We start from the raw sequence: 23,994 nt of genomic DNA on the forward strand, positions 1-23,994 counted from the left end.
ATTTCATTAGGGTTGTTACGCGCCCGGCCTTTTTCAACAATAACCCTAAACAACAACCCAACAACCCGCCTTTATGTCAAAATCATCAGTTTTTGATACCCAAACCGCCGACAATTTTCGTAACCAGCTCGGCAATACCGGCGATAAAGGCAACCGCCGATGGATTTACCCTAAAATAATAAAGGGTAAGTTCTATAAATACCGTACTTACCTTTCGTATTTCTTGCTGGCCTTTTTAGTGGCAGCACCCTTCATACGCATCAATGGCAGGCCCATGATGCTGTTTAATATCCTTGAGCGTAAATTTATTGTATTCAGCGTGCCGTTTTGGCCTCAGGATTTTATCCTGTTTGGTTTGGCAATGCTTACCCTTATTGTATTCATTGTGCTTTTTACCGCCGTTTACGGTCGCGTTTTCTGCGGATGGATTTGCCCTCAAACCATTTTCTTAGAAATGGTTTTCCGCAAGATTGAAAACCTGATAGAAGGCAATGCCAACCAACAACGCAAACTTGATGAACAACCCTGGAACAATGAGAAGATTTTAAAGAAGGGAACAAAGCATCTTATCTTCTTTATCCTTTCGTTTTTTATCAGCAATATCTTTTTGGCCTATATAATTGGTAGCGATGAGTTGTTTAAGATTATTATCGATAACCCTGCTAACCACATTGGCGGCTTGGTGACCATACTGATTTTTACCGCCGTATTTTATTTAGTATTTAGCAAACTGCGTGAGTTTGTGTGTATCTGGGCTTGCCCTTACGGACGCTTGCAAGGTGTGTTATTGGATAAAGATAGTATTGTAGTTGCCTACGACGATGTGCGCGGTGAACCCCGCGGAAAGTTGCGCAAAGGCGATACCACCCCAAAAGGTGATTGTGTGGATTGCGGCTTGTGCGTAGACGTATGCCCCACAGGTATTGACATACGCAACGGTACACAGTTGGAATGTGTAAACTGCACCGCCTGTATTGATGCCTGCGACGGTGTAATGGATAAGATAAACAAACCACACGGACTGATTCGTTACGCATCGTTAGAGGGTATAAAATCAGGTAAAAACTTTAATTACAATACCCGCATGAAGGCATACACCGCATTGCTGGTGGTATTGGCAGGGGTATTTATCTTCCTATTGGCTACCCGCGATAGCATTGAGGCTACTGTATTGCGTGCTCCGGGCAAGATGTTTCAAGAAAACGCCACCACCGTTACCAACTTGTACAATTTTGAATTGGTGAATAAAACCTTTCACGGCGTGCCCGTAAAGTTAAGTCTTGAAAATCTCGACGGGGCAAAAATAACCTTGGTGGGTACTACCAACGGAGCAATTAATGTGGAACGGGAAGAGATATACAAAGGCACCTTTTTTATTGAGTTACCTAAAGACAAAATAACTAAGAACAAGAACGTGGTGTATGTGAAGGTGATGGCCGACGGTAAAGAAATAGACAAAATTAAAACCTCCTTTTTAGCCCCTGTAAAAACAGAACAAGCTCAATAAGGATAGAATAGTAAACAACAACCCTAAAAATAATTACAACGATGAAACTGAACTGGGGAACCGGAATAGTGATTGGCATGGTAACATTTATAACATTTATAGTAACCCTTGCCGCAAACATGATGAGCCACAAAGTAGACTTGGTGGCCAAAGACTACTACGAACAAGGTATTGAGTACGAAAAACACATTGAGCAAGTAAAAGCGGCTGATGCCTTTGGCGATGCCTTGCAAGTGAATGTAAATTACACAACCAGCCAATTAGAGGTTGTATTTCCTAAAGAGGTAGATGCTACTAAAATAGAAGGACAGGTGTATTTTTTCCGTCCTTCGGATGCTAAAACCGATTTCACCGAAACGCTAAAACCTGATGCAGACAACAGGCAATCAATACCCCTGAGCAAAATGGCAAAGGGCAACTGGCGTGTGAAACTGCAATGGAAAATGGGGGAGAAGCAGTACTTTTTTGAAAAAGAAGTAACAATATAATGTGATTAAGACCCTACCACCATGCTATACCTCACAGCATTTATAACAGGATTATTAGGCAGCTTTCACTGCTTGGGTATGTGCGGACCCATTGCCCTTATTGCGCCCGTAGGTCAAAACAGGGGGCAGTTTGTAGCCGGCAGGTTGGTGTATAATAGCGGTCGCATTTTTACCTATGCCACTATTGGCTTGCTGATAGGCGCTTTTGGACAAGGCCTGCAATTGGCCGGCATACAACAATACATCTCAATTATTACCGGTGTATTGTTGTTGCTATACGCCATTGTAAAAATTACGGGTATTCGTTTGTCCGACAAAAACAATACAATAAGTGCTTATAGCCAGCGCATACAAAAACTGTTTGCCAAGTTTATAACCAAGCCCGGCTTGGGGGCTCAGTTTGCAGTAGGTATGATAAACGGTTTGCTGCCTTGCGGGTTGGTATATCTGGCACTTGCGGGTGCAGCAACTACCACCCATGCACTGCAAGGGGCTGCGTTTATGGCATTGTTTGGTTTGGGCACATTACCCATGATGCTCGCAGTATCCTTTACCTCAAGATGGGTAACGCAAGGCGTACGTACCACCATCCTTAAAACCATTCCTTATTTTGTGGCAGTAGTTGCGGTACTGTTTATCGTAAGGGGAATGAATTTGGGCGTACCTTATTTAAGCCCTAAAATAAATACTCATAATCAAATGGAGTGTTGCGAAAAGCCTCAATAAGCCTTCTTTTCTTAATAAATACCGCCTTTTCCTGATTTTCATCATATTTCTTGTGGTAGCACGGGTTGATTTTTGAAGATTAAGTTTTTCTGAAAAACCGTATGTTTGGGCGTACATCCTACCATATTGAAAAAATGAATAATGCCGAAGGGTTAGAAGCCCTGTTTGAATACGCTACCGAAGGTATCTTAGTTACTAACAGTGTAGGGGACATCATCAGAGTGAACCCTGCGACAGAAAGACTCTTTGGATACGAGAAAGGTGAGCTTATCGGAAAGCCCGTTGAGTTGCTGGTACCAATGAGGCACAGAGGTACCCACGTAGCCAATCGCGAGAAATATTACGGCGGTCCCCACCCACGTTCAATGGGTATCGGCCTTGATTTGAACGGAAAACGTAAAGACAACAGTGAGTTTCCGCTTGAAATAAGCCTGAGTCCGTTTACTTCCGGCGGAGAAACTTTTGTGATTGCGTTTATAGTGGATATAACCCTGCGTAAAATAGCAGAGGATAAGCTGAAAAACTACTCGATTGAGTTGGAGAAGCAAGTGGAAGACCGCACCATGATTTTGCGCGAAGCCATTAGTGAGCTAGAAAAAACCAAAGAAGAATTACACGAAGCCTTACAAAACGAAAAGAAACTGAACGACCTTAAATCAAGGTTTGTATCATTGGTTTCGCATGAGTTTCGTACCCCGCTGGCAGGCATATTGTCCTCACTTTCGTTGGTACGTAAATATGGGGAACTGAATGAGCCCGATAAGCAGGTGAAACACATTGCCCGTATCAAAGAATCAGTAAACAGCCTTACTGATATCTTGAACGATATGCTATCAATCAGCAAACTCGAAGAAGGCAAAGTGGTTGCTAATCCTGAGCTTGTTAAGTTTAGAGAGTTTACGATGGACATTGTGAATGACTTGCAGGCATTGGCCAAAACCGACCAGAAAATCGCATACACTCATACCGGCGAAGAAGAGTTGTTGATTGATAAGAAAATCAAACGGCACATCCTGTTCAACCTGGTTTCAAATGCCATTAAGTTTTCACCCGAAGGAGCCACAATACAAGTAACCTCTGCGGCAGATGATAATGGCTTGACGCTGTTAGTGAAGGATGAAGGTATAGGCATATCGCCTGAAGATCAGAAGCATTTGTTTGAGCGGTTTTTTAGAGGGCACAACGTTACCAACATACAAGGCACGGGCCTTGGGTTAAATATTGTATTAAAATATGTTGAGATGCTGAACGGTACTATTGACGTAGACAGCGAATTAAACAAAGGCACCACTTTTATTATAAAATTCCCAAAACATAACGGCCATGAGCAAGACAATACTACTAATTGAAGATAACGAACTGATACGCGAAAATACTGCCGAAATACTTGAGTTAGCAGGATACAATGCGGTTGTGGCTGTTAACGGAAAGGAAGGCATTGAGTTGGTGCATAAACAAAAGCCCGACTTAATAATATGTGATATTATGATGCCCGTTTTAGATGGGTACGGTGTGTTGCACCTGCTATCTAAAAACGAAGAAACGGCAAGCATTCCGTTTATATTTTTGACGGCAAAGGCCGAGCGCAGCGATTTTAGAAAAGGGATGGAAATGGGTGCCGATGATTACCTTACCAAGCCTTTTGATGATATTGAGTTGTTGAGCGCGGTGGAAAGCCGATTGAAGAAAGGCGAGTTGCTTAAAAAAGAGTTTACCAAAAATATTGACGGGCTTACGGATTTCTTCTCTACCGCACGTGAGTTTGAAGATTTGAAAAAACTATCGGAGAACAAAGAACTGCGCCGTTGCAAGAAGAAGGAAGTAATATACAACGAAGACAATTATCCCAAGGGCATTTACTTTATTAACTCGGGTAAGGTGAAAACCTACCGTACAAATGATGACGGTAAGGAGTTTATAACAGGGTTGTTTGGTGCAGGTGATTTTTTTGGATACCTGCCTTTACTTGAAGACAGTAAATATGCTGATACTGCATCAGCCTTAGAAGATGCTGAAATATACCTGATACCTAAGGATGATTTCTTTTCGCTGCTTACCAACAATAGCGGCGTGGCGCGTAAGTTTATAAGAATGCTGTCAGGCAGTTTGCAAGAGAAAGAAGAACGTTTATTAAAGCTGGCGTATAACTCGGTACGCAAACGGGTGGCCGAGGCTTTGGTGGCCATTTACCACCGCTATAACACCAATAACGAAGAGCATTTCAGTATCAATCTTTCTCGCGAAGATTTAGCCGGTATTGTAGGTACATCGCAAGAAACAGCTATCCGAACTCTAAGTGATTTTAAGGATGAAAACCTGATAGCAATCAAAGCCGGCAAAATTGATATTCTGAATTTAGACAAGCTGGCTGCATTAAAGAACTGACCCTTCAGGCAAAAGATTGATTATTCTCAATGCTGACGGCTGATATTTATCATAGTTAGGCAGCTAAAGCCATTTTAACTTTGTATTGTAGCCCATACAATTGGGTAATGATTGCCTTATTTTTTAAGGAAACACAAGGAGTATAAAGAATACTAAGATGGTAATTACTATAAACGATACTACTAGGATACAGCATATAAAAGAGGAGTTTAACTTGTTGTTTCCTTACCTGAAAATTGAGTTTTTCAGCAAACCCCACCATTTGGGCGAAGGCTCGCCTAAAATGCAGATTACCTCAGAGAATAGAACGTTGGGTGAGTGTAGGAGCAAGCATAACAGCGGGTTGATTGAAATTGACCCGATGATGGCCGTTGCTGATTTAGAGCGGGCATTTAGCGATAACTACGGATTGAACATACAGGTTTTTAGAAAATCAGGGAAGGTGTGGCTTGAAACTACCGTTACCGATAAATGGAGTTTAAAGGAGCAAAACGCCCAAGGTGAGTTGGTGACCCAACACATGACAAGGCAAGAAAATATAAATGCTGTTAACGATGAAATACAATAAGCATTGCCTGTAAATACACAGGACTAGCCTATCATAATGTGTGAGTTGGGGTATTTGAAGGCGTTGGTTTCCACTTCTTTACTTAATGCAAATGCAAGAGTTAATATACCTACGCGGCCCACAAACATACTGATAATCAATACTATTTTGCTGGCATCGGAAAGCGAGGCAGTTATGCCCGTACTAAGTCCAACGGTTGCAAACGCAGATACTTCTTCAAACAACAATCGTATGATAGGGGTGCCGGGTTCGGTAATGCTTAGTATAAATGTACAAACAAACACATACGTAGCCGAGAACACAAAAATGGCAAATGCCTTATAAATCAAGTCGTGCGAAATAGTGCGTCTGCCAAGTGTAATCATCTTTTTACCGCGTATAGTAGCCCACATCGAAGCAAAAATCACTACAAACGTACTGGTTTTTATACCACCACCTGTAGAGCCTGATGAAGCACCCACAAACATTAAGAAGATAAATATAATGAGGATGGGAGTGCCTAAAATACTCATGTCAACAGTATTGAAACCCGCGGTACGTGTGATGGTGGATTGAAATACCGAGGCTACCATTGCTGGAAAAAGCTCCATGCCCTTTATTGCATTGTTTTTCTCTAAAAAGTAAAAGCAAATAGCACCAAAAACAACCAATGCAATACTGGTATAAAAAGCTATTTGGGTACTTAGTTTCCACTTTTTCCAAGGCATTTTAAGGCGTTTGCGAAGGTTATCCACTTCAAACATATCGCGCATGGCAGGGAAGCCCAGCGAGCCAAAGAAAACGGTGGCAGCAACTACCAAGTGTAAAATGTATTTATCGCTAACGCCCGGTTCGTATAAGTTGTTGGTGAATAACGAAAAACCGGCATTACAGAATGCTGAAATCGCATGGAAAATGGATGAAAACACTTTATCGCCACTGGATGCAAAAGGATAATTGTTCCAAAGCATGTACAGGCAGGTTGCCGATATGGCTTCAATGGCGATGGTATAAACAAATATCTTGCGTATTAAGCCGTAAGAACCTATCAATGAGTCGGTATCAAGCATTTGCTGCAAAGCATATTGGTGCTTAATACCTACCCCTTTTTTGTAGAACGTAGCAAAGTAGGTGGCAAAAGTGATAATACCCAAGCCGCCTAATTGTATAAGCATCAGAATAAGTATCTGACCCTTAAAGTTAAAATAGGTAGCGGTATCTGCTACAGTTAAACCCGTTACACAAGAAGCACTGGCCGAGGTGAACAGTGCATCAATAAAACGCATGCTGGTGCCGGTGGTGTTAATAGAAGGGAGGCACAAAAGTCCGGCTCCGCCCAAAATAAGTATTACAAACGACCACACAAACAGTGCTCCCGGTTTTAGCGGGATTTTACCAAAATCGCGGGTAGATTTAATAAACTCTATGATTACCAGCAGTATCAGAAAAAACTGGATAAAGAAGGCGTACTTGGTGCTCATCGGGTCGATGCGCAAGTATGAAAAAAGCGCATTGATGATAGGGAACTCAAACACATAATAGCTGATACCGTCATAAATAACCAGCATCAGCAAAAATGCTTCGAGCCACGTTTGCCGCAAAAAAGCCTTTGGCTGCTGTGCAATAATGACCTTTACCGTGTAGTTAAGTATAAAGACTAAGAAGAACAGCTTGTTTACCGTTAGCAATAAATCACGGGTTTCTTGCGGGTGCGGAAAGCCGTGGTAATATACCGTAGTACCTATTACCAATATTGAAACCAATACTAATAAAACCCGCAGTATGTTTTGAATTAGCTTGCGGTTTTCAAAGATGAAATGCTTAACGGTATCTTTTACCATAGTGGTAAAACTTAATTATAAAGTCTGATGGCTTCGTGCAGTAAAAGGTCTTTCTCAATAGGAACTACCCCCACTTTTTCGCATACCAATCCTCCTGCAATGTTTGATAAAAACGCTGTGGTTTTCATATCAGTGTTCAAAGCCAAACAAAGTGCAGCTACACTCACCACTGTATCACCTGCGCCGCTCACATCGGCAATATTGCGCACATGGGCAGGTATGTGGTGGTAGTCGGTATGGTCGGTTATCATTACGCCTAATTCACTAAGGGTAACCATTACCATCGGGTTGTTTAATAGCTGTTTCAGTTGGGCGATGGCCTCTTTTAACTTCGCAAGGTCTTTCAGGTTTTCATCGGTTTTTAACCCCTCTTTTATTTCTTTTAAGTTGGGTTTGAACAATGTAGCCTGTTTATAATGGGCAAAGTTTACCTTTTTAGGGTCAACAATGGTAGGAATATTATGCTGTTGAGCTAAGGCAATAATTTCTTTGATGTTTTCAGCCGTAAGAACACCTTTATCGTAATCCTCAAAAATTACAACGTCCATTTGCGGCAATAACTCCCCAATAGCCGCAACCAACTGATTACTTTCAGCGGTGGTAACAGGTGTGGTTATTTCCTCATCAATGCGCAGCATTTGAGCATTGTTGCCAATAATACGGGTTTTAACTGTGGTAGGCCTGCTGGGAGAGGCTACCAGTCCGTCGTGGTTGATTCCGGCTTGGGTAAACAGTTTTTTTATCTCAAATCCGCCTTCATCATCACCAATTACCGAGCACATATAGGGTTGTGCTCCCAATGCCCTTACATTTAGTGCCACGTTGGCCGCTCCGCCCAAACGTTGTTCTTTTCCCGTTACCGATACTACGGGCACAGGAGCCTCGGGCGAAATACGCTCTACTTTACCTACTATGTAGGCATCAATCATCACATCGCCTACAATCAGAACTTTTAGGCGGTTAAAATCTTCAAACAGGCGGTTAAAATCAACACTCATTTCAATTTAGCCAGTGCTTGTTCAATTTTGGTAAATGCTTCTTTTAAATCAGCTTCGCCTGCCGCATACGAAAGGCGAAGGTTATTATTGCTGCCAAAAGCTTCGCCTGTAACAGTGGTTACGTGCGCATGCTCAAGGATAAACAAACTTAAATCGGTAGCAGTTTGTATGTTAGTGTTTTCATACTTCGTACCGAAATAATCGCTCACTTCGGGAAATACGTAAAATGCGCCGTCGGGCACATTGCATTTAAAGCCCGGTATGTTTTTCATCAACTCAAGTACCAGGTTACGGCGTTGATGAAACGTGTTGCACATTTGGCGGGTAGGCTCAATAGATTGCGAAAGAGCAGCGATTGCCGCGCGTTGCGCAATTGAGTTGGTACCCGATGTAAACTGCCCTTGTAATTTCTCACAGGCGGCTGCAATGGGTTTTGGTGCCCCAATGTAACCAATACGCCAGCCTGTCATGGCAAACGCTTTTGATACGCCGTTTACCACAATAGCACGGTTGCTAAGGTTCTCAAAACTTGCAAGGCTTTCGTGTTTGCCAACGTAGTTTATGTGTTCGTAAATTTCATCGCTCACCACATACACCTGCGGATATTTATCCAGCATGGCAGCAATGGCTTCCATCTCGGCACGGTTATATACGCTACCGCTTGGATTACAGGGCGATGAAAACATCATCAGTTTTGTTTTTGGGGTAATGTGGGCTTCAATTTGCTCAGCTGTTACCTTAAAATCTTGTTCTATGCCTGCATAAATCAATACTGGTTTGCCGCCGGCAAACTCAACCATTGATGCATAACTCACCCAAAAAGGGGCAGGGATTACTACTTCGTCGCCGGGATTAACGATGGATAGCACCACGTTCATCAGCGATTGTTTAGCCCCGGTAGAAACAACTACTTGGTCGGGGGTAAAGGTTAAATTATTCTCGCGGCTGAACTTGGAACACACCGCCTCACGGAGGTCGATAAAACCTGCCACGGGGGTGTAGTGCGTATAATTATCGTGAATGGCTTGTATTGCAGCTTCTTTAATATGTAGGGGAGTGTCAAAATCAGGCTCACCCAAACTAAGGTTAATTACCTTATGGCCTTTGGAGGCCAACTCGCGGCCAAGTTTGGCCATGCCCAGCGTTTGCGATTCGGCAAATGAATTAACCCTGTCGGCTATTTGTAATGTCATCCGTCAATATCTAAAATGCGAATATATAGATTTTACGGGCTTGCGGTGATTGAATTGCATAATTTTGATTGAACAGCATAAAAGCGTCTTTAGAAATAAAAAAGCGGGACAACATCATGTCGTCCCGCTCTTTGTTTTAGGAAGAATCCGTTTATTTCCGGACTTTTTATACTTTAACTGTTCCCAGTACAATCATTTCTTCAAGTGTTGGGCTCACCGCTCCACCACGTTTTTCAAGCGTAATGGCAAAAGCCTGCGCTTTGTTTATTTGCTTCAATTGTTGCAGGGCTGTAATGTTCAGTTCCATTACACCGGCATCTACAGGCACACCGTCCACCAACGCCCACAACTGGTATTGCTTATCGGCAGGGGCAGGGGGTAGGTTATTAATGTTTACAAATACATTGTTTTTAGCAGTATCCCAATACACGGTAACTTGTGCAGGCACATTGGGTTTTACGCTTGCCAACGTTACCATTTTAAGGGTAGGGCTTTTCAAAACTCCCAATTCACCTTCAGCAGAGCTAAGGGCTGTGCTTTGGCTTTGGTTTTGGGCAAACAATTCTTGTTTTTCGCTTTCAAGTCTTGCCACTTGTCGTTGGCTATCTTGCCAACGGCCGTAATACACCACATTTAGCACCACACTACCAACTAGCAAAGCTATTGAGGCCACCATGCCGTATTGTGTCCAACGGCTTTGTATAGTAGCCCTGCGGGGAATATTGATTCCTTTTTCTTCTGATAAGCGGGCAAGTATTTTTTCTTTTAAATCGGCAGGAGGGGTTTTATCGTACTGCTGCACATAGCTTTGCACAATTCCTTCAATGGTAGCAATTTCAGCATTCACTTCAGTGTACTGGGCGCGCCATTCATCTACCTGCTTGGTTTCTTCTGCATTGGTAAGCCCCAATACATACAGTTCAAGTAATCCGCTATTTATGATTTCAGTAATGTCCACAGCAGTAAAAATTTTAAAATCCGTTTTAGTTCAATCATTGCGGCACGCACACGGGTTTTTACTGTGCCAAGCGGTATGCCAAGCTCTTTTGAAACCTCTTCTTGTGTGTACCCTTCAAAATAAAGTTTCTCAATCAAAACGCTGTACTTTTCGTCAATAGCAAGGGCTTTTTCTTTTATGCCTATCGTATTAACATTAATAGAATCAGCTTCTTTATTTTCAAGAATACTTACGGAATCATCAAGGCTTTGGTTTTCTTGTCCTGCTCTGTAGTTTTTCGACCGTATAAAATCAATAGCCGTATTGCGGGTAATGTTTAGTAGCCAAGTAAACAGTGAGGATTTTTGGGGATTGTACCCGCTTATATTTTTCCAAACTTTTACAAAACTGTCTTGCAGCACATCTGCGGCAAATTCATCGTTTTTTATCACCTTGCACACAACACCGTATAAAGTATTGCTATATTGGTCGTATAGCTGCGAATACGCATCTTGTTTACCAAGCTGCATAGCTTCTACCAGCAATTGTTCAGTAGGGTATGTCAGGTTTCTCTTTGCCAATTCAAAGCAATTTTACACAATAAGTTCAAATAAATTCTGTTTTAGAAAAACATTTTTAAGATTTGAAGAGTTAAGATGATACCATGTTTATAAACATACTTATAGGAATACTTAGCATGATGCCTGCCAACGAAAAAAAAGGCAAATTGGTGATTGAAGTTAGCGGCGTAAAAGAAGTGCGCGGCGACGTGCAAATTGGTATCTATAACAAGGCAGACGGTTTTAGCGAAAAGAATACCGTTTACATGGGTAAAATAGTATCCGTGAGCGGTACTACTGTAACTGTCGAAATTCCGGATTTACCGCACGGAACGTATGCCATATCCGCCTTTCATGATGAGAACCGCAACGGCCAATTAGACAAAGGAATGTTTGGCGTACCTACCGAGGTGTACGGTTTTTCTAACAATGCTCGAGGTACGTTCGGGCCGCCTTCATTTGACGATGCAAAGTTTCAATTCAACTCATCGGTGAGCAAGGTTTCACTTCGATTAAAGTAATCTCAACACAAAGCTATTTTAGCTAACCATTAGGCCATTTTTTTTAAGAGGTTTCACAGTATATTTGTTAACCACAGCAATTGATATACATGAAACACATTTACACACTACTGTTTTGTTTTATTTCCGTTACCACTTGTTTTTCAGCTGATACAGCTACATATACACTTACTGATGCCATTGCCAAAAAGATGGTTAAGGCCGAGATTAAGGGGGCTGATGTGATGCAGCCCAATAGCGGCAACACCTACGGAAAGTGTATGTTGCTAAAGCTGATTAATAGTACCAATACTGTGTTTAATGTGAAGCTTGAAGTTGGGCAACAATTGGTGCCTGCCGACAGTACTGTGCAAACCATGATTGTAACTGAAAACCGCACGTTTTTGATGAAAGCCCGCGGGCAAATAAAGGAATACATAAATGCCATGTGTATGCAAATGTTTGATGCCCCGCCTACTAAAGATAAAAGCTTTAGTGTAGGGGGACTTAGCACAGGCTATTTGATGGGTGTTGCCCAGTTGATTAATGAGAAAAAGTACTTTGACAGCACCGGCCAATACGCCGTGTGGGGAGTTAGTGATAATTTGGACGTGAGTTATGTGAACGGCAAAGACACCACTGAAAGGGGGATACTGCAACGCTATGTTTGCAAAGCTACCGGACAACCTTTACCTGAATACAAAGACGGAAAACTGGTAACTAAGATGAATGAAACGGTAGAGTGGGGTTCATCAAAAGTGCAGAAGGCAACGTTAACGGTGTATGACAAGAAAGGAAAGGTGGTGAAGCAGGTGTTGAAGGACGAACAAATGACGATAGGCTATCACTCGTATGTAATTGTGTTGAGTAATGCCGAATTGCCAGCGGGCGAATATAAAATTGTGTTGTATTTGGATGGCAAGCTCGAATCTACTAGGAAAGTAGTATTGCCTAAATTATAAGTTAGTACACTTTATATCTTTTGATTGTATGGAAAATGCTGAATGGCAAGAAATTATTGCCGCAAATAATACATTAACCGACCAAGAAAAGCACTTCAATACGCTATGTACTGAGTATAGGAAGTTTGCATCGGGGTGGCTGCTGGCTACCTTTAGCGGAGCCGGTTTTGTGCTCACTAATGCCAACAGTTTGCCCTATCCGCAGGAACTTTTGATTGCGTTACTCGGCTATGCGGGTTCTGTGGGAATGGTGACTCTTTGGAATATTGACATAGGACTTTACCACCGCTTGTTGGATGCTGCGTTTACCGAGGGATTGAAGTTGGAAGAAAACTATCCGCAATTACCCCAAACCAGGCACAATATGGTGAAGCTGCAAGGCGGACGCGGAATACAACCCCGCGTGAGTTGGTTTTACAGCCTGCCCATTTTTATACTGCTGTTTATTGCCACATGGAATTTAGATGGGTATTTAGGCATTAGCGGTTGGACTGCTTGGGGTTTATGGCTGGGTACTTTCTTTGTGTACAGCGCCTTTTCATCATACATCCGCAACGATAATACCTTGAATTTTAGAAGGAAGGTGAAATAGTAATAATATGGCTTCAATAAAACTTAAATGTCTTACCAAGACCGAAAATAAATTACAGTTGGGAGTTTGGATAATTGACCCAGAACTTGATACGTTTATAGAGCAACCCTATTATTTTTTGCAAGCATTGTACGACGCTGCAAAAGAAAAAAATACAGGTGAAATTCTTAGTTTAAACCGTAACGACTTAACAGATGCTGAGTGGGTTATTAATAATGCACATTTGTACGTGGAGGACGTATGGTTGATTGATGCAAAAAACTACCCCGTAGATGAAAGTGTATTTGCATTGGAAGACAGCCAATACCAGAAATTTTGGAAAGATTTGGATAAAGTGCCTTATGCAGAATTTGAATTAACTGTTACTGACCCTAAATGGGTGAGCCATATCAAACAAAACACGACTTGGGAATCAATGGCAGGATTCGTTGGTTATTAATAAACTATCTTACCAGCGGCCTGAGCATCTTGAATGTTTTTTCTGTAATTATTTCTTCTGCCTGGCGTATCGGTAGCCCAGTTTGAGTTTACAAAGTTTAACAGGTCGGTTTCATTTGCAAGTGGCGTACCTGCAGGTGCCATAAGTATTCCCATAGCAACATTTCTAAAGAGTGTAGTTTGAATTGAAAATGCCCTTATTTGTAAGTCGTTGATTGCCCCTGAACTCCTTAAGCCACTTATGGATAGTGGGCCGGGGCCAACCGGAGCAGGAAGTCCGATATTTGAAACAGTATAATCACCCTGAGAAGAATTATTCTTTTCCCACCTGCTTGTAGATGCATTCCAGTCCATATACCCCCATTTAAAAGTAACCGCACTAATAAAATCAGGGTCAGTATCAGGGGTAATGTCAATGTCCTGCCATAATACTTTTTTAGGGTCGGCATCATAAGCTCGCTTCATTCCCTCTTCAAACCCTGACTCCATACTTGTATTATCACTTCCAGGCATCGGTACAAGGTTAGAATCAGTAGGTTTTCCGCCTAAATTTCCATTTAATAGGTGTGCACGAACCCACCTGGTGCTTCCGCTTGCCAATCCCAACGGTCTTAGTTTGGCAAACGCTGCGGTAAGATTTCTACTTGGATTAGGTTCGCCCCCTTCTTCGTGATTATTGTGATCGCGATATAAAAACCTCACATTTCTGCTACTACGTGCCGGGGTGTTATTAAACCCTGCGGAGAATGCCATGCGGGGTACCAGATGTGTAGCTGCTGAGGCTGAAACGCCAATAATTACAATCTGATCCGCCATGTCGTTCATTATTTGTTCCGCAGTTCTTGGATTAGGGTCGGTGCTTGCTCTGTTAGTAATGGCGCGCATCTCTTCAGATAATGTTCTCATTGTTCGCAAAGCAGCACGTTTGGCATCGTCTAATTGTCCTGCAGTTTGAAGTTCGTTTTGCCGTCTTGTTATCCATCCGCCAATATGCTGAGGTTCACTGGCCAATATAAGTTGTGCGCCCGGTCCCGAACCTTGGAAGTACAATGAATGCCGTTCCCCACCTTCTCTAAACTCTTTTCTTGCCCTCCACCAATCTCTTACTGCTGCAACCCCTCTTCTCAGTCCGTTCAAGATGGCACCCCCCACCCGTATAGCTCCGTCTATAACTCGTAGTATGGCATTATCTATTCGTAGGCGTACGTTAGTGATGGCTCCGCGAATGTGTTCGCCAATGCGGTTAAAGCCGAACTGATTAGCAAGGAAGCCGATGATAATAGGTATGCTTCGGGCTAAAATACCTTCTAAGAACTCAGCGGCAGGGCCTAAGTTCCCCTGTGCAATATTGCCCAGCATTTGGAAATAGCTGTTCACTATGCGCAGCATGGGCACAAAGTACTCAACAAAGCTTTGTATGGCATTATAAATAGCGATGATACTATTGATAACAGGCATTATACCTGTAATGTCAAGCAAGCTGAGTAGCCATTGGGTAGCGCGCGCAATAATACGGGTACTGATAAAGCTTACCACTGCATCAATCACTCCGCTCCAAAGATTATCCAAGAACTGGCTGATACGTTCCCAAATTGCGGCAGGGCCACGCTCTACCACATCGCGGATAAACTGCCAAACTCCTGTGGCTACTTCTAATGCACGGCGCAATTGGGCAGCGCGTTCAGGGCCTATGCGGCGGGCAAGTAACTCAAAAATATGGTCGACACTCAAGCCTAGTATCTGAAGTATAAAAGTGAAAATTGACGAGAAGCTTAAATCAGCAGGACGGGTGATACCCATGCCTTCCATCTGACCGAACAGCCAGTCGGCTACACCTCCTACAAGGTGGGTAAGTATATTATCAAAGAAACGGATAAAGCCTTGTTTCAAGCCTTCTAACAGGTTGAGGAAGAATTGCACAGGGTTGCGCAAAATATCCATAATGGCTTGTGAGGCATTGCGTAGTAAATCCACAATCAAATCAGGCGGGATGCCTAAAATGCGGCACATTTCACAGAAGAACGTCCATATAGCCCCTGCTATATTTCCATCTACAAATACTTGGTACAAAATGGTCATTGCCACGGTTTGCAGTCTTGTCCAAGCGTCGCGCACCTGCAATAGCTGTTGGAATAAAGGTATGCGCGCCAGTATTTGCTCAATTACGAATGTTTTTATAGGGTTAACAATGCAAGCAGGAATCAACTTCAACGGCCCTAAAACAAAATCGCCCAAACGGCCCATCAGATTGGTGACGGTATCTACTAACCGCTGCAACATGTTTAGTATGGGTTGTATAAAGCTTACCAAGTATTGCAAGCCTCTTCCTATACTATCAAACAGGTTGATAACCGTATTTTGCACCCAATCGGTAAGATTGTTTACCGAGTCTCGCAACCAACTCAGCAGCGATGATGCAAAACTCAGCCAAGTATTGGTGCTTAGTCCGTCGATAAACGATACGATACGGGTAGCAAATCCCCCCACCGTTTCTGATAGCCAAGCACCAGCTTCGTTAAGTCTTGTTTTAAAGGTATCTACAGTTTGTATAACCGCAGGCAGTATAGTATCCCTGAGGGTAGCTTGTTGGGCGGCTACTTCGGCACCGTTATCACCCATGGCGGTAGCCATGCTGTTTACATTAGCCATCCAGCCTTGTATGGTTTCGCTAAGGTTGGTAATAGCCCTAAGGGGTAAAATATCCAGTACCTTTTGCGCCACTTGTTGCACCGGCTCAATTACAGGGCGCAGGGTATCTTTTATACCTGTCCATACTTCGCCTACCTTATTGCCCAGCCATTGAACTACTCCGTTTTCATTAGCTTCTCCGGCTTCGTTAGTACCAATGCCCAGTTTCTCTTTCACCCAGTTCCAAGCAGCGGCTCCGTAATCACGTATAGGCTGTGTCCAATTCCATATTCGTGTACCAAGGTTTTGCAACCATGTCCATACTTCGCCCGCCGTATTTCGCAGCCAATCCATTACTGGCGCACCGTACGAAGCCCACAAACCACTGAAAAAGTCGCCAATAGGGCGTACAAACTCTACCAGTTTATCCCACGCAGTAGTGGCCAGCGTGGTTAGGTAGGTTTTCAGTTGGTTAAGGGCTGCAAACAAGGGGGCGCAATCTCCATTGGCAAGTGCTGTTATAATAGGTTGTACCGCTTGGTACATGGTGATAAATGCGGTGCGTAAAAAGGTTACCGCTTCGCCCACATTGGGGAATGTATTAAATATACTGCTGAGCGCACCCGTAAGTTTTTCACGCAAAAAGCCAAAAATGCCCTTGTCGTTTATTTCGCGCAGCATTTGCACAAACTCAGGCGAGGCAACACTCTCGGCAATGCTCCATGCTTGGTCGGCAAGCCAATCGCCTACGCCGCGTTGCACCACAGGTTCTTTTTCCTGTGTGGCGGGCGCAGCGTTGTTGGTTTCTCTTCTTGCTACTGCTCCTTGCTGCACCGTGTGCGTCAACTCGTGCGCAAGCAACGATTTTCCGTTGTTTGAATGCGGATTATACTCGCCTGAATTGAAATAAATGTCTTTACCTACAGTAAATGCTCTTGCACCTAAACCTTTGTTAAAGTTTTGAGCATAAGAGCCGGTATGCACTTTTACATTACTGAAATCGGCTCCGATTTTTGAGCCCATTTCACTGCTAATACTGCGCGGTAGGGGAGAGCCTCCGCCCCTTGTACTTTGGATGGATGACGATAGTTTTGAAGAGGCAAAACCTCCGTTGGGTAAGGCTGCACCTTTGGTTTGTATTTTCAGCTCTTCGGTGCCGGGTTGCTCATCTTTGGTAGCGACTGATGCTTTGCGCTGTATGGGTTCTTTCTCTTCTTCTTTGCGTTGTACTTCCTCTTCTTGTTCTTTCCTGCTAACTTTTTCTTCCTCTTCCTTGCGGTTTACTTTTTCTTCTTTTTCACAATCAGTGCATTTGCGGCTGATGGCGGGCATCATGCTGATGGTGCTTGCCTTGGGGTTGCCGCACATGGGCATCCGCATCACCTTATCGGCAACGGCGTCCGCTTCTTTTTCTTCGCGGTCGTTTACACCGCCCACACGAAGTTTTGCCTGCAAACGGGTTGAAGGCTTTTCGGGCTTGGGGCTATATGCTAATGCGACTGACATGATAGAGGAAGGTGTTTGCTACATAGTACGTCCGTATTTTTTATATTCTAACTTAATTCCGTTTAAAATATCTGCGTTGCGAATGATGGAGCCTCCGCGTCTCAGTGCCATTAATGAAGCGTACTGAATTACGTTCATTATTACTCCGCCGCTCATCTCGTATTTTGAGGCTATTTGCTTAAAATCAACGTTGTCATCAAATGTAACAATGTCTGAAAAGCCTTGTTTCCAAAGTTTATAGCGGTGTTCAGCATCGGGAATAGGGAAGTGGATAATGCTTTGAAATCGACGGGCAAAGGCTTCGTCGATATTGCTGCGCAGGTTGGTGGCCAAAATGGTTAATCCTGCATAATCTTCAAGCCGTTGCAACAAAAACGAAATCTCTTGATTGGCATATCGGTCGTGCGAGTCGTTTATTTGGGTACGTTTGCCAAACAGCGAATCGGCTTCGTCAAAAAACAAAATCCATTGATTTTTCTCGGCTTCATCAAAAATACGCGCTAAGTTCTTAGCCGTTTCTCCAATGTATTTTGAGATAATTTTTGATAAGTCAATCCTATACACATCTAAGCCTGCCTGTTTACCCAAAACGGAAGCTGTAAGGGTTTTTCCTGTACCGGGCGGGCCGTAAAACAAGGCTCTGAAACCGGGACGCAGATGTTTATTCATGCCCCAGTCTTCAACAAGAGTGTGGTTGTGTTGCACCCATGTTTGTATGTACTCAACCCCTTCCATGGTATCTTGTTCAAGCACCAAATCATCCCATTCTAAAGGGGTATTAAGTAGCTTGGCAGGAAAATCAACTCCGTAACGGGGCTTGCTTTTAGTGCCTAGTGTAAAATACTCCAAATAGTTGTGTGTGATGGTGATAGGGAAGGAAGTGTAAGGCTCTGAAGGGTCAACACTATCGCTTTCTAATACACTGTTTGTCCAAAAAAAGTGCGATGGTCCAAAGTGTTTTACATAAGTAAACCTCGATTCAGCATCTTGTCCTGCGATAATAAATAAGAAGGTTTCAAAGGTGGGCAAAAAGCCGTTGGCGGTTTTGCCCTTTTTTCCGCCGAACTCTGAAAACACTTGCCCTGTGTTTTGGTTGGTAATCAAGAAAACATCCAGCAATTCAGGGCTTATGTGGGGAGCCATTGACAACGCCAATAAAAGACGTTCGCTAAATCCCAATTCAAAATCATTGACATAGCGTGAATATGGCGACCCATTGTCTCCACTTAATTTGGGTGGCTCTACCTCATAAATGTTGGTAATGTCTCCCGCATCGCTTCCAAAGTTTAAACGTGCGCGTGTGTCCAATACCGCTGATAGCCAACGCAATTCATTGGCTATTGTGTAGGCAATTGTGCCTGCGGGGGTGGTTTCTACCATGCTACTGTCAGTAATTCTTTGCTCCATTTTAGTTTAATTACAGATATAGGCCAAGGTAGCGAACTCATTAAAACATCAATTGTTTTTCTTTCAACAGTAAGTTGCCAGGTGGCCGGGGCACTTTTCAGTATCCCTTCTCTTATCACAAAAGATTCAATCAACCCCTCTATTGATGTGTTTTTTAGTTTATCCCAGTTATTTCTTACGGCATTCCACAGTTCAGTTCTGATTTCATCCCACTTTTCGTCAATCTCGCCTTTTACTGATACAGTTTCAGCAGGGTGCATTCCGCAAAGTATTTTGGCAAGCACCAGTAGGCTTTCATCTTCGGGCAGTTGTTTATACACAAGGTAGTGCAGCAACAAAACCGCTTTGTGTTGTGCTGCAACATCCGTAAATACACCGTCAGTAAGGTAACCTGTAGTTTCAAACAACCTGCCCAAGTAGGGCCATATCAGTACCAAGCCCGAGTTCTGAACTCTTATGCCTTCGGTAAAAGTCTTGTTATTCGGTTTTGCATCTGCACTTACTTTATCCCCTTTAGTGGAGAGTGTTTTAGCTGCAGTCTTTTTGGGTGATGAGCCGTTTTTAGTAGGGGCAGCATCATTGCCGCCGTCTTTTGGTTCACCGTCATTCACAGCTTGTTGGGCTGTTATGGTGCGAAGTAGCGAATAGGCAGCCGTTTGTAGTATCGTAACGTTTGTGCCTGATGTTTTTGCATCGATTGGGGTAACGGCTTCTTGCTGCAAAAACGTAATAGCATTTTGCTGTAAAATGGGGTGATGGTGTTGGGTTTGTTGTAACCAATACGACATAGCAGATGTAATTGTTTCTAAGGTTTGAGGTTGATTTTTTATGTGAGTAACCCATAGCGGGAAACACACCCAACTTATACACCAATATACATTTTTTGCTATGCCGGTAGTAACCAACTTATTCACCAATTGTAACAGCTGTGTGGCATCTTCACCGCCAAGAACTGTGACAAGCCTTTTAAAGCTGTTTTGAGGTGTTAGCTCCACAAACCGCTGAAAATATAAGGGCTGTAACAGTAATTGTTTTACCTGTTTAGCCGCATCACTTTTTTGTTGTACGGTATTCTCCCATTGGTCAAACACATCTTGCAACAACCTTGTGTGGTTTTCATCGTTATACCACCACGGGAAGGTGCCGTTTTGCAAATAAAACAGCAGGGTTTCCCAACTGCTTTTGCCTGCATTGGCTTTTTGCACTGGCAAAACAGTGTTTGATGCATGGCTGTGTGAGGATGTGAGCCGCCGTGTTAGTTGCTTTTGCAACTGCTGTTTAAACTCGCTGATAAAACGGGATTTAAAATCACTGATGTTTTTAAAATCAAGGGATAGCTCTAAGCGATCGATATACACTGTTTCATCGCCAGCATAGCTGTCAAGCAGGTCATTCAGCACACGCGGCATCTCTGCCTGAAGCCATTGTTGAAGACTTTGGTTTACTGTGGTAGCCGCAGCCATATCACCCACTTGTATTTTGAGGGTTTGCTTGTTTATGATATGGTTGTTTTGAGTGGCCATTTACAGCATACTTATTTCCCGAAAACAAAGTTTGCTTCAGCGATTACACCTTCATCACTGCTTATTTCTAAAGTTTTGCTTTGTGAACCCATTCCGGCTACTGAAACTTCAATGGTTCTTGTGCCCGCTGCCAGTTTCATAGTATAGAATTGGCGGTATAATTGTGTGTTAATGCCGTCAATAGGGGCAATTACGCCATCCACTCTGAAAGTAAGTTCGGTGGGGGATGGTAATCTTGGGATACCGTTTGAGATGATATCAATAGTACCGCGTACTGCACCGTATTTTATTTCCTTCTTCTCTTCAACCCCAATAAAAATGGTAATGGTTGATTCGCTTACGGTTTCTCCTGTATTTTTATTAATAAAGGCATAGTTAAGGGTATCAATTAATACCAGTCTTTTTGCCTCTTTTATTTTCTCGGCATTTGGTTTGTACACCAGTATTTTGCTGTACTTATCGTCTTCGGGCAAGTATTCTTCTTCTTCAAAACTCACTCCTCCAAACTCACCTTGCGACGAGAAAGGTTCGTACTCATCAGGGTTGTACACGTTGTTAAGCAGTTGTATTCTCAACTCGGGGAACTCATTGTCCTTCTCGATAATTATACGAGTAACAGGGAATGCAATGGGGGTAACGTTGTAGTTGTCAACGTCAATATCTTTGCAAGGATCGCAATGGCATACAGTTCCGGTCAGGTCGGCAAAAACCAGTCCTGCGTTGTCCGTTGCAAACTCTTCGTAATACCCTTTGTCTTGCAGTTGTGTGTATGCTTCAATCACCTGAAGGATAATAGGGTCAGGCTCGCCCTTAATAATCCCTTGCCAATCCGTTTTTTCGCCCTTTACCACATCCTCTTTAAACTCTTTTCCCTTAAAGTCTTTTCTATAGTTACCCTCTTTTTCGGGTTCTGCAAAAGCAACCAATACAAACGTTTGTCCACGGTAAACTCCTGCGGTATGTTCAAGGCCGGGGTTTTGCTTTAATACAAGGCTCAGGTTAAACTCTTTCCTCAATGCCTCCAGCCTACGCTCCATGGTGTCGTTTATAGTGGCAATGGTTAGGTAAGGGTAAATGAGCATAAAGTTTAAGAACTCATCGGCAAAGTGCATCCCTACAACTATTGCCCTGTAAGCGTTTTTGGTTGAGTCGTTGCTGTTTTCGTCGTTTATCTTGTCAGCCAGTTGCTTCATTAAGTCAACCCATTTGTTAAGGGCACAGCGGTAAGCATCGCACCAGCGTTCAAAATCAAATTGTTCAAGGTCTCCGGGCATGGCTGCAATCAGTGATTTTATACATTCACGGATTGTCGAGATACGCTTGCTTATTTCTTCCTCATCACTTGTAGGCTGTTTGTCGCCTTTTTCAACTTTAAATTCAACAGCACGTTTGGCATAATCGGCCCATTTGGAACTGGATGATGGTTTTGCTTCGGTCTCCACCTTAGTCTCAAAGCCGGCTTTATAATAATATCCCTCGTTGGCAGCTTCACTGGCTTGGGGGTTAGCGGTTTCTTTTTTAAGCTCCTCTTCTTTTTTCAGCTTATCAAAGTAGTCGCTTTCCTTTTTCATGGCATTGCCTATACCGCTTATATTTTCAAGGGTTTTTATGCCTTTTATAAGGTTGGTTAGCACAAACCGCATTTTATTGCGCCAAATGGCGTAATCCGTTTCAAGATCCGAGAATACACAACGTATTTTTTTAACGTCTCCACCTTCACCCACAAATAAAGTGATGGTTTTAAAATCAAGGTTAAACATGCGGGCAATTTTACCCAGCATGCTTCTGGCATCACTTTCATGCTGGCCTATATGGCCTTCAATGCGCAAAAAGGGATAGTCGTTGATGTTGTAATACAGCGGTGTTTCGTGAGGGCTTTTAGGATAATCCTGCTCAGTGATGTGCTCTTGTGTGTGATAACTGGTTACATGTACCGGTAGTTTGCGGCAGGGTAAGCACAATTCTTCGTCCCAAACATCAGCCAATGAAAAACCATAAGGGGTGGCGTTTTTAAGATTATAATATACAGGGATGGCCCGTAGCCCCAAGCGTGTGCTTTTTTCTTTTGAGGGGGTTATCAGTATTTCTTTTTCTTTGGTTAAACTGTCTAAGTCAGCATCAAAGCTGTATAACATAGCAATAATGCGTTTATACAGGGTGCTTACTTTTTCGTTTTGTTCTTTTTGCTCGTTGATGATGGGAGCACTAACAAAGTGCTGGCGCAGGGGAGATAACGGGCAAGATATTTCGCCCAGCATCAGGTGCATGGGGAATGATTTCTCGTTGGGTATGCACTGGTTGTTAAGGTGCGATGCGGCACAGCAAAACTCATTATAAGCCAATGTTAAGTCGAGCAGGAAGTCATAGAAATACTGCACGCCGAATTTGCCGAGCAAATATTTATCAATCAATTCCTGGTATTTGGATTCCCAATTGGCAAGGTCGTAATCCGTAATCGGGTTATTTGGAATGCTTTTTTGCAGCAGTAGATGAAATGCATCGTAGGCATTGTAACAGGCCTCCATTATGCCTTTTATCATCATCATTGAAACACTTAGGTATTCCCATATTACCTCTCCTGCATTGCCTGCTTTTTGAGCGTTTAACATGGCACGTAGCATAGGCAGCCGCTCCAAATCAAACTGCTTTAAAAAGATAGGCTCTTGTTTGTTAAGGGCTAAGTTGGGATTAACCGTGTTGTTTATTTCGGTTAAATGGGTTTTTGAAATAAGCAGCTTACGAACGGTAAAAATGCGTTCAATACCAATTTCGTCACAGCTTTTGCCCAAACACGATTTAAGGTCTTTGTCGTACTCCTCTAAATACAATACCACTACATAGTTTTGCCAATGGGCATCTGTAAGCAGGCTTAGCGGCGACACATTTGGTTCACTACTGTATGCACTTGTAAGCAGCTCAAGCATTGGATAAATTTGGTTGCCGGTTTGCACAAAATGCGGGTACGATGTGCCTTCGGGCAGGGCGTAGCTTCTGTAATACTCAAGGTTACAATCGCCCAGCGAAATCAAAAAACCTTCAGAGGTTACCCCCGTACCTTTTGAAATATGTATCCTGTTTTGCGCCTTTTGCATGGTAACTGCCAAACCGCAAACAATGCCCGTGCCTATCAGGTAGGTGCGTGTAATGCGGGTTTGCTCGTCCAAGTACGCCCGTACCGAGTTTAGTTGGTCGGCGGTAAGTACTTGGTTATTCTCAAAAACCGGGTATTTATTTATTGTGGCCATAACGCATTTTT

General features: G+C 43.0%; 19 protein-coding genes. 10 read left to right on the forward strand and 9 right to left on the reverse strand.

Annotated features, from left to right (window positions below; all coding sequences use genetic code 11):
* Positions 1-73 precede the first annotated feature (73 nt).
* The 6 genes from ccoG to F9K23_01865 all read left to right on the forward strand — a co-directional run bounded on the left by ccoG (position 74) and on the right by F9K23_01865 (position 5,674).
* Complete coding sequence (gene ccoG / locus F9K23_01840) at positions 74-1,507, forward strand: cytochrome c oxidase accessory protein CcoG (protein KAB2918906.1); 1,434 nt, start codon at positions 74-76, stop codon at positions 1,505-1,507.
* Between the two features lie 41 nt (positions 1,508-1,548).
* Entirely contained in the window at positions 1,549-1,995 is a 447-nt protein-coding gene (locus tag F9K23_01845) for a FixH family protein (protein KAB2918907.1), read from the forward strand.
* Between the two features lie 21 nt (positions 1,996-2,016).
* A complete protein-coding gene (locus F9K23_01850) occupies positions 2,017-2,721 on the forward strand; it encodes a sulfite exporter TauE/SafE family protein (GenBank protein KAB2918908.1) in 705 nt (234 codons plus the stop codon).
* Positions 2,722-2,855: 134 nt separating this feature from the next.
* Positions 2,856-4,070, forward strand: a complete 1,215-nt coding sequence (locus tag F9K23_01855; protein KAB2918979.1) for a PAS domain S-box protein — start codon at positions 2,856-2,858, stop codon at positions 4,068-4,070.
* Positions 4,045-5,106 carry a response regulator gene (locus F9K23_01860; protein KAB2918909.1) on the forward strand — a complete coding sequence of 354 codons (1,062 nt, stop codon included), beginning with the start codon at positions 4,045-4,047 and terminating at the stop codon, positions 5,104-5,106. The genes F9K23_01855 and F9K23_01860 overlap by 26 nt, the downstream gene beginning before the upstream one ends.
* A gap of 157 nt (positions 5,107-5,263) precedes the next feature.
* Positions 5,264-5,674: a hypothetical protein gene (locus tag F9K23_01865; GenBank protein ID KAB2918910.1), complete on the forward strand. Its 411-nt coding sequence runs from the start codon at positions 5,264-5,266 to the stop codon at positions 5,672-5,674.
* A 23-nt stretch (positions 5,675-5,697) separates the two neighbouring features.
* Here the strand turns inward: F9K23_01865 and F9K23_01870 are convergent, their stop codons facing one another.
* The 5 genes from F9K23_01870 to F9K23_01890 all read right to left on the reverse strand — a co-directional run bounded on the left by F9K23_01870 (position 5,698) and on the right by F9K23_01890 (position 11,203).
* The gene (locus tag F9K23_01870; GenBank protein KAB2918911.1) at positions 5,698-7,494 is read right to left on the reverse strand and encodes an ATPase; all 1,797 of its coding nucleotides are present in this window, start codon (positions 7,492-7,494) and stop codon (positions 5,698-5,700) included.
* An 11-nt stretch (positions 7,495-7,505) separates the two neighbouring features.
* Complete coding sequence (gene rfaE1 / locus F9K23_01875; protein ID KAB2918912.1) at positions 7,506-8,492, reverse strand: D-glycero-beta-D-manno-heptose-7-phosphate kinase; 987 nt, start codon at positions 8,490-8,492, stop codon at positions 7,506-7,508.
* Complete coding sequence (locus F9K23_01880) at positions 8,489-9,685, reverse strand: pyridoxal phosphate-dependent aminotransferase (protein KAB2918913.1); 1,197 nt, start codon at positions 9,683-9,685, stop codon at positions 8,489-8,491. Before F9K23_01880 ends, rfaE1 begins: the two co-directional genes overlap by 4 nt.
* Before the next feature lie 166 nt (positions 9,686-9,851).
* A complete protein-coding gene (locus F9K23_01885; GenBank protein ID KAB2918914.1) occupies positions 9,852-10,655 on the reverse strand; it encodes an anti-sigma factor in 804 nt (267 codons plus the stop codon).
* Complete coding sequence (locus F9K23_01890; protein ID KAB2918915.1) at positions 10,622-11,203, reverse strand: sigma-70 family RNA polymerase sigma factor; 582 nt, start codon at positions 11,201-11,203, stop codon at positions 10,622-10,624. The genes F9K23_01885 and F9K23_01890 overlap by 34 nt, the downstream gene beginning before the upstream one ends.
* 83 nt (positions 11,204-11,286) lie before the next feature.
* Between F9K23_01890 and F9K23_01895 the strand changes: the two genes are divergently transcribed.
* The 4 genes from F9K23_01895 to F9K23_01910 all read left to right on the forward strand — a co-directional run bounded on the left by F9K23_01895 (position 11,287) and on the right by F9K23_01910 (position 13,675).
* Entirely contained in the window at positions 11,287-11,703 is a 417-nt protein-coding gene (locus tag F9K23_01895) for a DUF2141 domain-containing protein (GenBank protein KAB2918916.1), read from the forward strand.
* Between the two features lie 89 nt (positions 11,704-11,792).
* Positions 11,793-12,644, forward strand: coding sequence for a hypothetical protein (locus tag F9K23_01900; GenBank protein ID KAB2918917.1), 852 nt, complete (start codon positions 11,793-11,795; stop codon positions 12,642-12,644).
* A gap of 28 nt (positions 12,645-12,672) precedes the next feature.
* Positions 12,673-13,236 (forward strand): hypothetical protein, encoded by a 564-nt coding sequence (locus F9K23_01905; GenBank protein KAB2918918.1) that lies wholly within the window; start codon positions 12,673-12,675, stop codon positions 13,234-13,236.
* Between the two features lie 7 nt (positions 13,237-13,243).
* Positions 13,244-13,675, forward strand: coding sequence for a hypothetical protein (locus F9K23_01910; protein KAB2918919.1), 432 nt, complete (start codon positions 13,244-13,246; stop codon positions 13,673-13,675).
* On the opposite strand, the gene F9K23_01915 is transcribed toward F9K23_01910, so the two are convergent.
* Genes F9K23_01915 through F9K23_01930 form a run of 4 tightly spaced genes read right to left on the reverse strand, consistent with a single transcriptional unit; the run spans position 13,672 to position 23,983 of the window.
* Positions 13,672-17,808 carry a DUF4157 domain-containing protein gene (locus F9K23_01915; GenBank protein KAB2918920.1) on the reverse strand — a complete coding sequence of 1,379 codons (4,137 nt, stop codon included), beginning with the start codon at positions 17,806-17,808 and terminating at the stop codon, positions 13,672-13,674. The genes F9K23_01910 and F9K23_01915 overlap by 4 nt on opposite strands.
* Before the next feature lie 18 nt (positions 17,809-17,826).
* Entirely contained in the window at positions 17,827-19,188 is a 1,362-nt protein-coding gene (locus tag F9K23_01920; GenBank protein ID KAB2918980.1) for an ATP-binding protein, read from the reverse strand.
* Entirely contained in the window at positions 19,182-20,738 is a 1,557-nt protein-coding gene (locus tag F9K23_01925) for a hypothetical protein (protein KAB2918921.1), read from the reverse strand. The genes F9K23_01920 and F9K23_01925 overlap by 7 nt, the downstream gene beginning before the upstream one ends.
* An 11-nt stretch (positions 20,739-20,749) precedes the next feature.
* Positions 20,750-23,983, reverse strand: a complete 3,234-nt coding sequence (locus F9K23_01930) for a hypothetical protein (GenBank protein ID KAB2918922.1) — start codon at positions 23,981-23,983, stop codon at positions 20,750-20,752.
* Between the last annotated feature and the right edge of the window lie 11 nt (positions 23,984-23,994).

The organism is Bacteroidota bacterium (genome assembly GCA_008933805.1).
Taxonomy (GTDB): domain Bacteria; phylum Bacteroidota; class Bacteroidia; order UBA8524; family UBA8524; genus SB11.

Excerpts from the sequence above, each read along its gene's own strand:
- ccoG (KAB2918906.1), top strand. The coding sequence starts at position 74 with ATGTCAAAATCATCAGTTTTTGATACCCAAACCGCCGACAATTTTCGT.
- F9K23_01845 (KAB2918907.1), top strand. The coding sequence starts at position 1,549 with ATGAAACTGAACTGGGGAACCGGAATAGTGATTGGCATGGTAACATTT.
- F9K23_01850 (KAB2918908.1), top strand. The coding sequence starts at position 2,017 with ATGCTATACCTCACAGCATTTATAACAGGATTATTAGGCAGCTTTCAC.
- F9K23_01855 (KAB2918979.1), top strand. The coding sequence starts at position 2,856 with ATGAATAATGCCGAAGGGTTAGAAGCCCTGTTTGAATACGCTACCGAA.
- F9K23_01860 (KAB2918909.1), top strand. The coding sequence starts at position 4,045 with ATGAGCAAGACAATACTACTAATTGAAGATAACGAACTGATACGCGAA.
- F9K23_01865 (KAB2918910.1), top strand. The coding sequence starts at position 5,264 with ATGGTAATTACTATAAACGATACTACTAGGATACAGCATATAAAAGAG.
- F9K23_01870 (KAB2918911.1), bottom strand. The coding sequence starts at position 7,494 with ATGGTAAAAGATACCGTTAAGCATTTCATCTTTGAAAACCGCAAGCTA.
- rfaE1 (KAB2918912.1), bottom strand. The coding sequence starts at position 8,492 with ATGAGTGTTGATTTTAACCGCCTGTTTGAAGATTTTAACCGCCTAAAA.
- F9K23_01880 (KAB2918913.1), bottom strand. The coding sequence starts at position 9,685 with ATGACATTACAAATAGCCGACAGGGTTAATTCATTTGCCGAATCGCAA.
- F9K23_01895 (KAB2918916.1), top strand. The coding sequence starts at position 11,287 with ATGTTTATAAACATACTTATAGGAATACTTAGCATGATGCCTGCCAAC.
- F9K23_01900 (KAB2918917.1), top strand. The coding sequence starts at position 11,793 with ATGAAACACATTTACACACTACTGTTTTGTTTTATTTCCGTTACCACT.
- F9K23_01905 (KAB2918918.1), top strand. The coding sequence starts at position 12,673 with ATGGAAAATGCTGAATGGCAAGAAATTATTGCCGCAAATAATACATTA.
- F9K23_01910 (KAB2918919.1), top strand. The coding sequence starts at position 13,244 with ATGGCTTCAATAAAACTTAAATGTCTTACCAAGACCGAAAATAAATTA.
- F9K23_01915 (KAB2918920.1), bottom strand. The coding sequence starts at position 17,808 with ATGTCAGTCGCATTAGCATATAGCCCCAAGCCCGAAAAGCCTTCAACC.
- F9K23_01920 (KAB2918980.1), bottom strand. The coding sequence starts at position 19,188 with ATGGTAGAAACCACCCCCGCAGGCACAATTGCCTACACAATAGCCAAT.
- F9K23_01925 (KAB2918921.1), bottom strand. The coding sequence starts at position 20,738 with ATGGCCACTCAAAACAACCATATCATAAACAAGCAAACCCTCAAAATA.
- F9K23_01930 (KAB2918922.1), bottom strand. The coding sequence starts at position 23,983 with ATGGCCACAATAAATAAATACCCGGTTTTTGAGAATAACCAAGTACTT.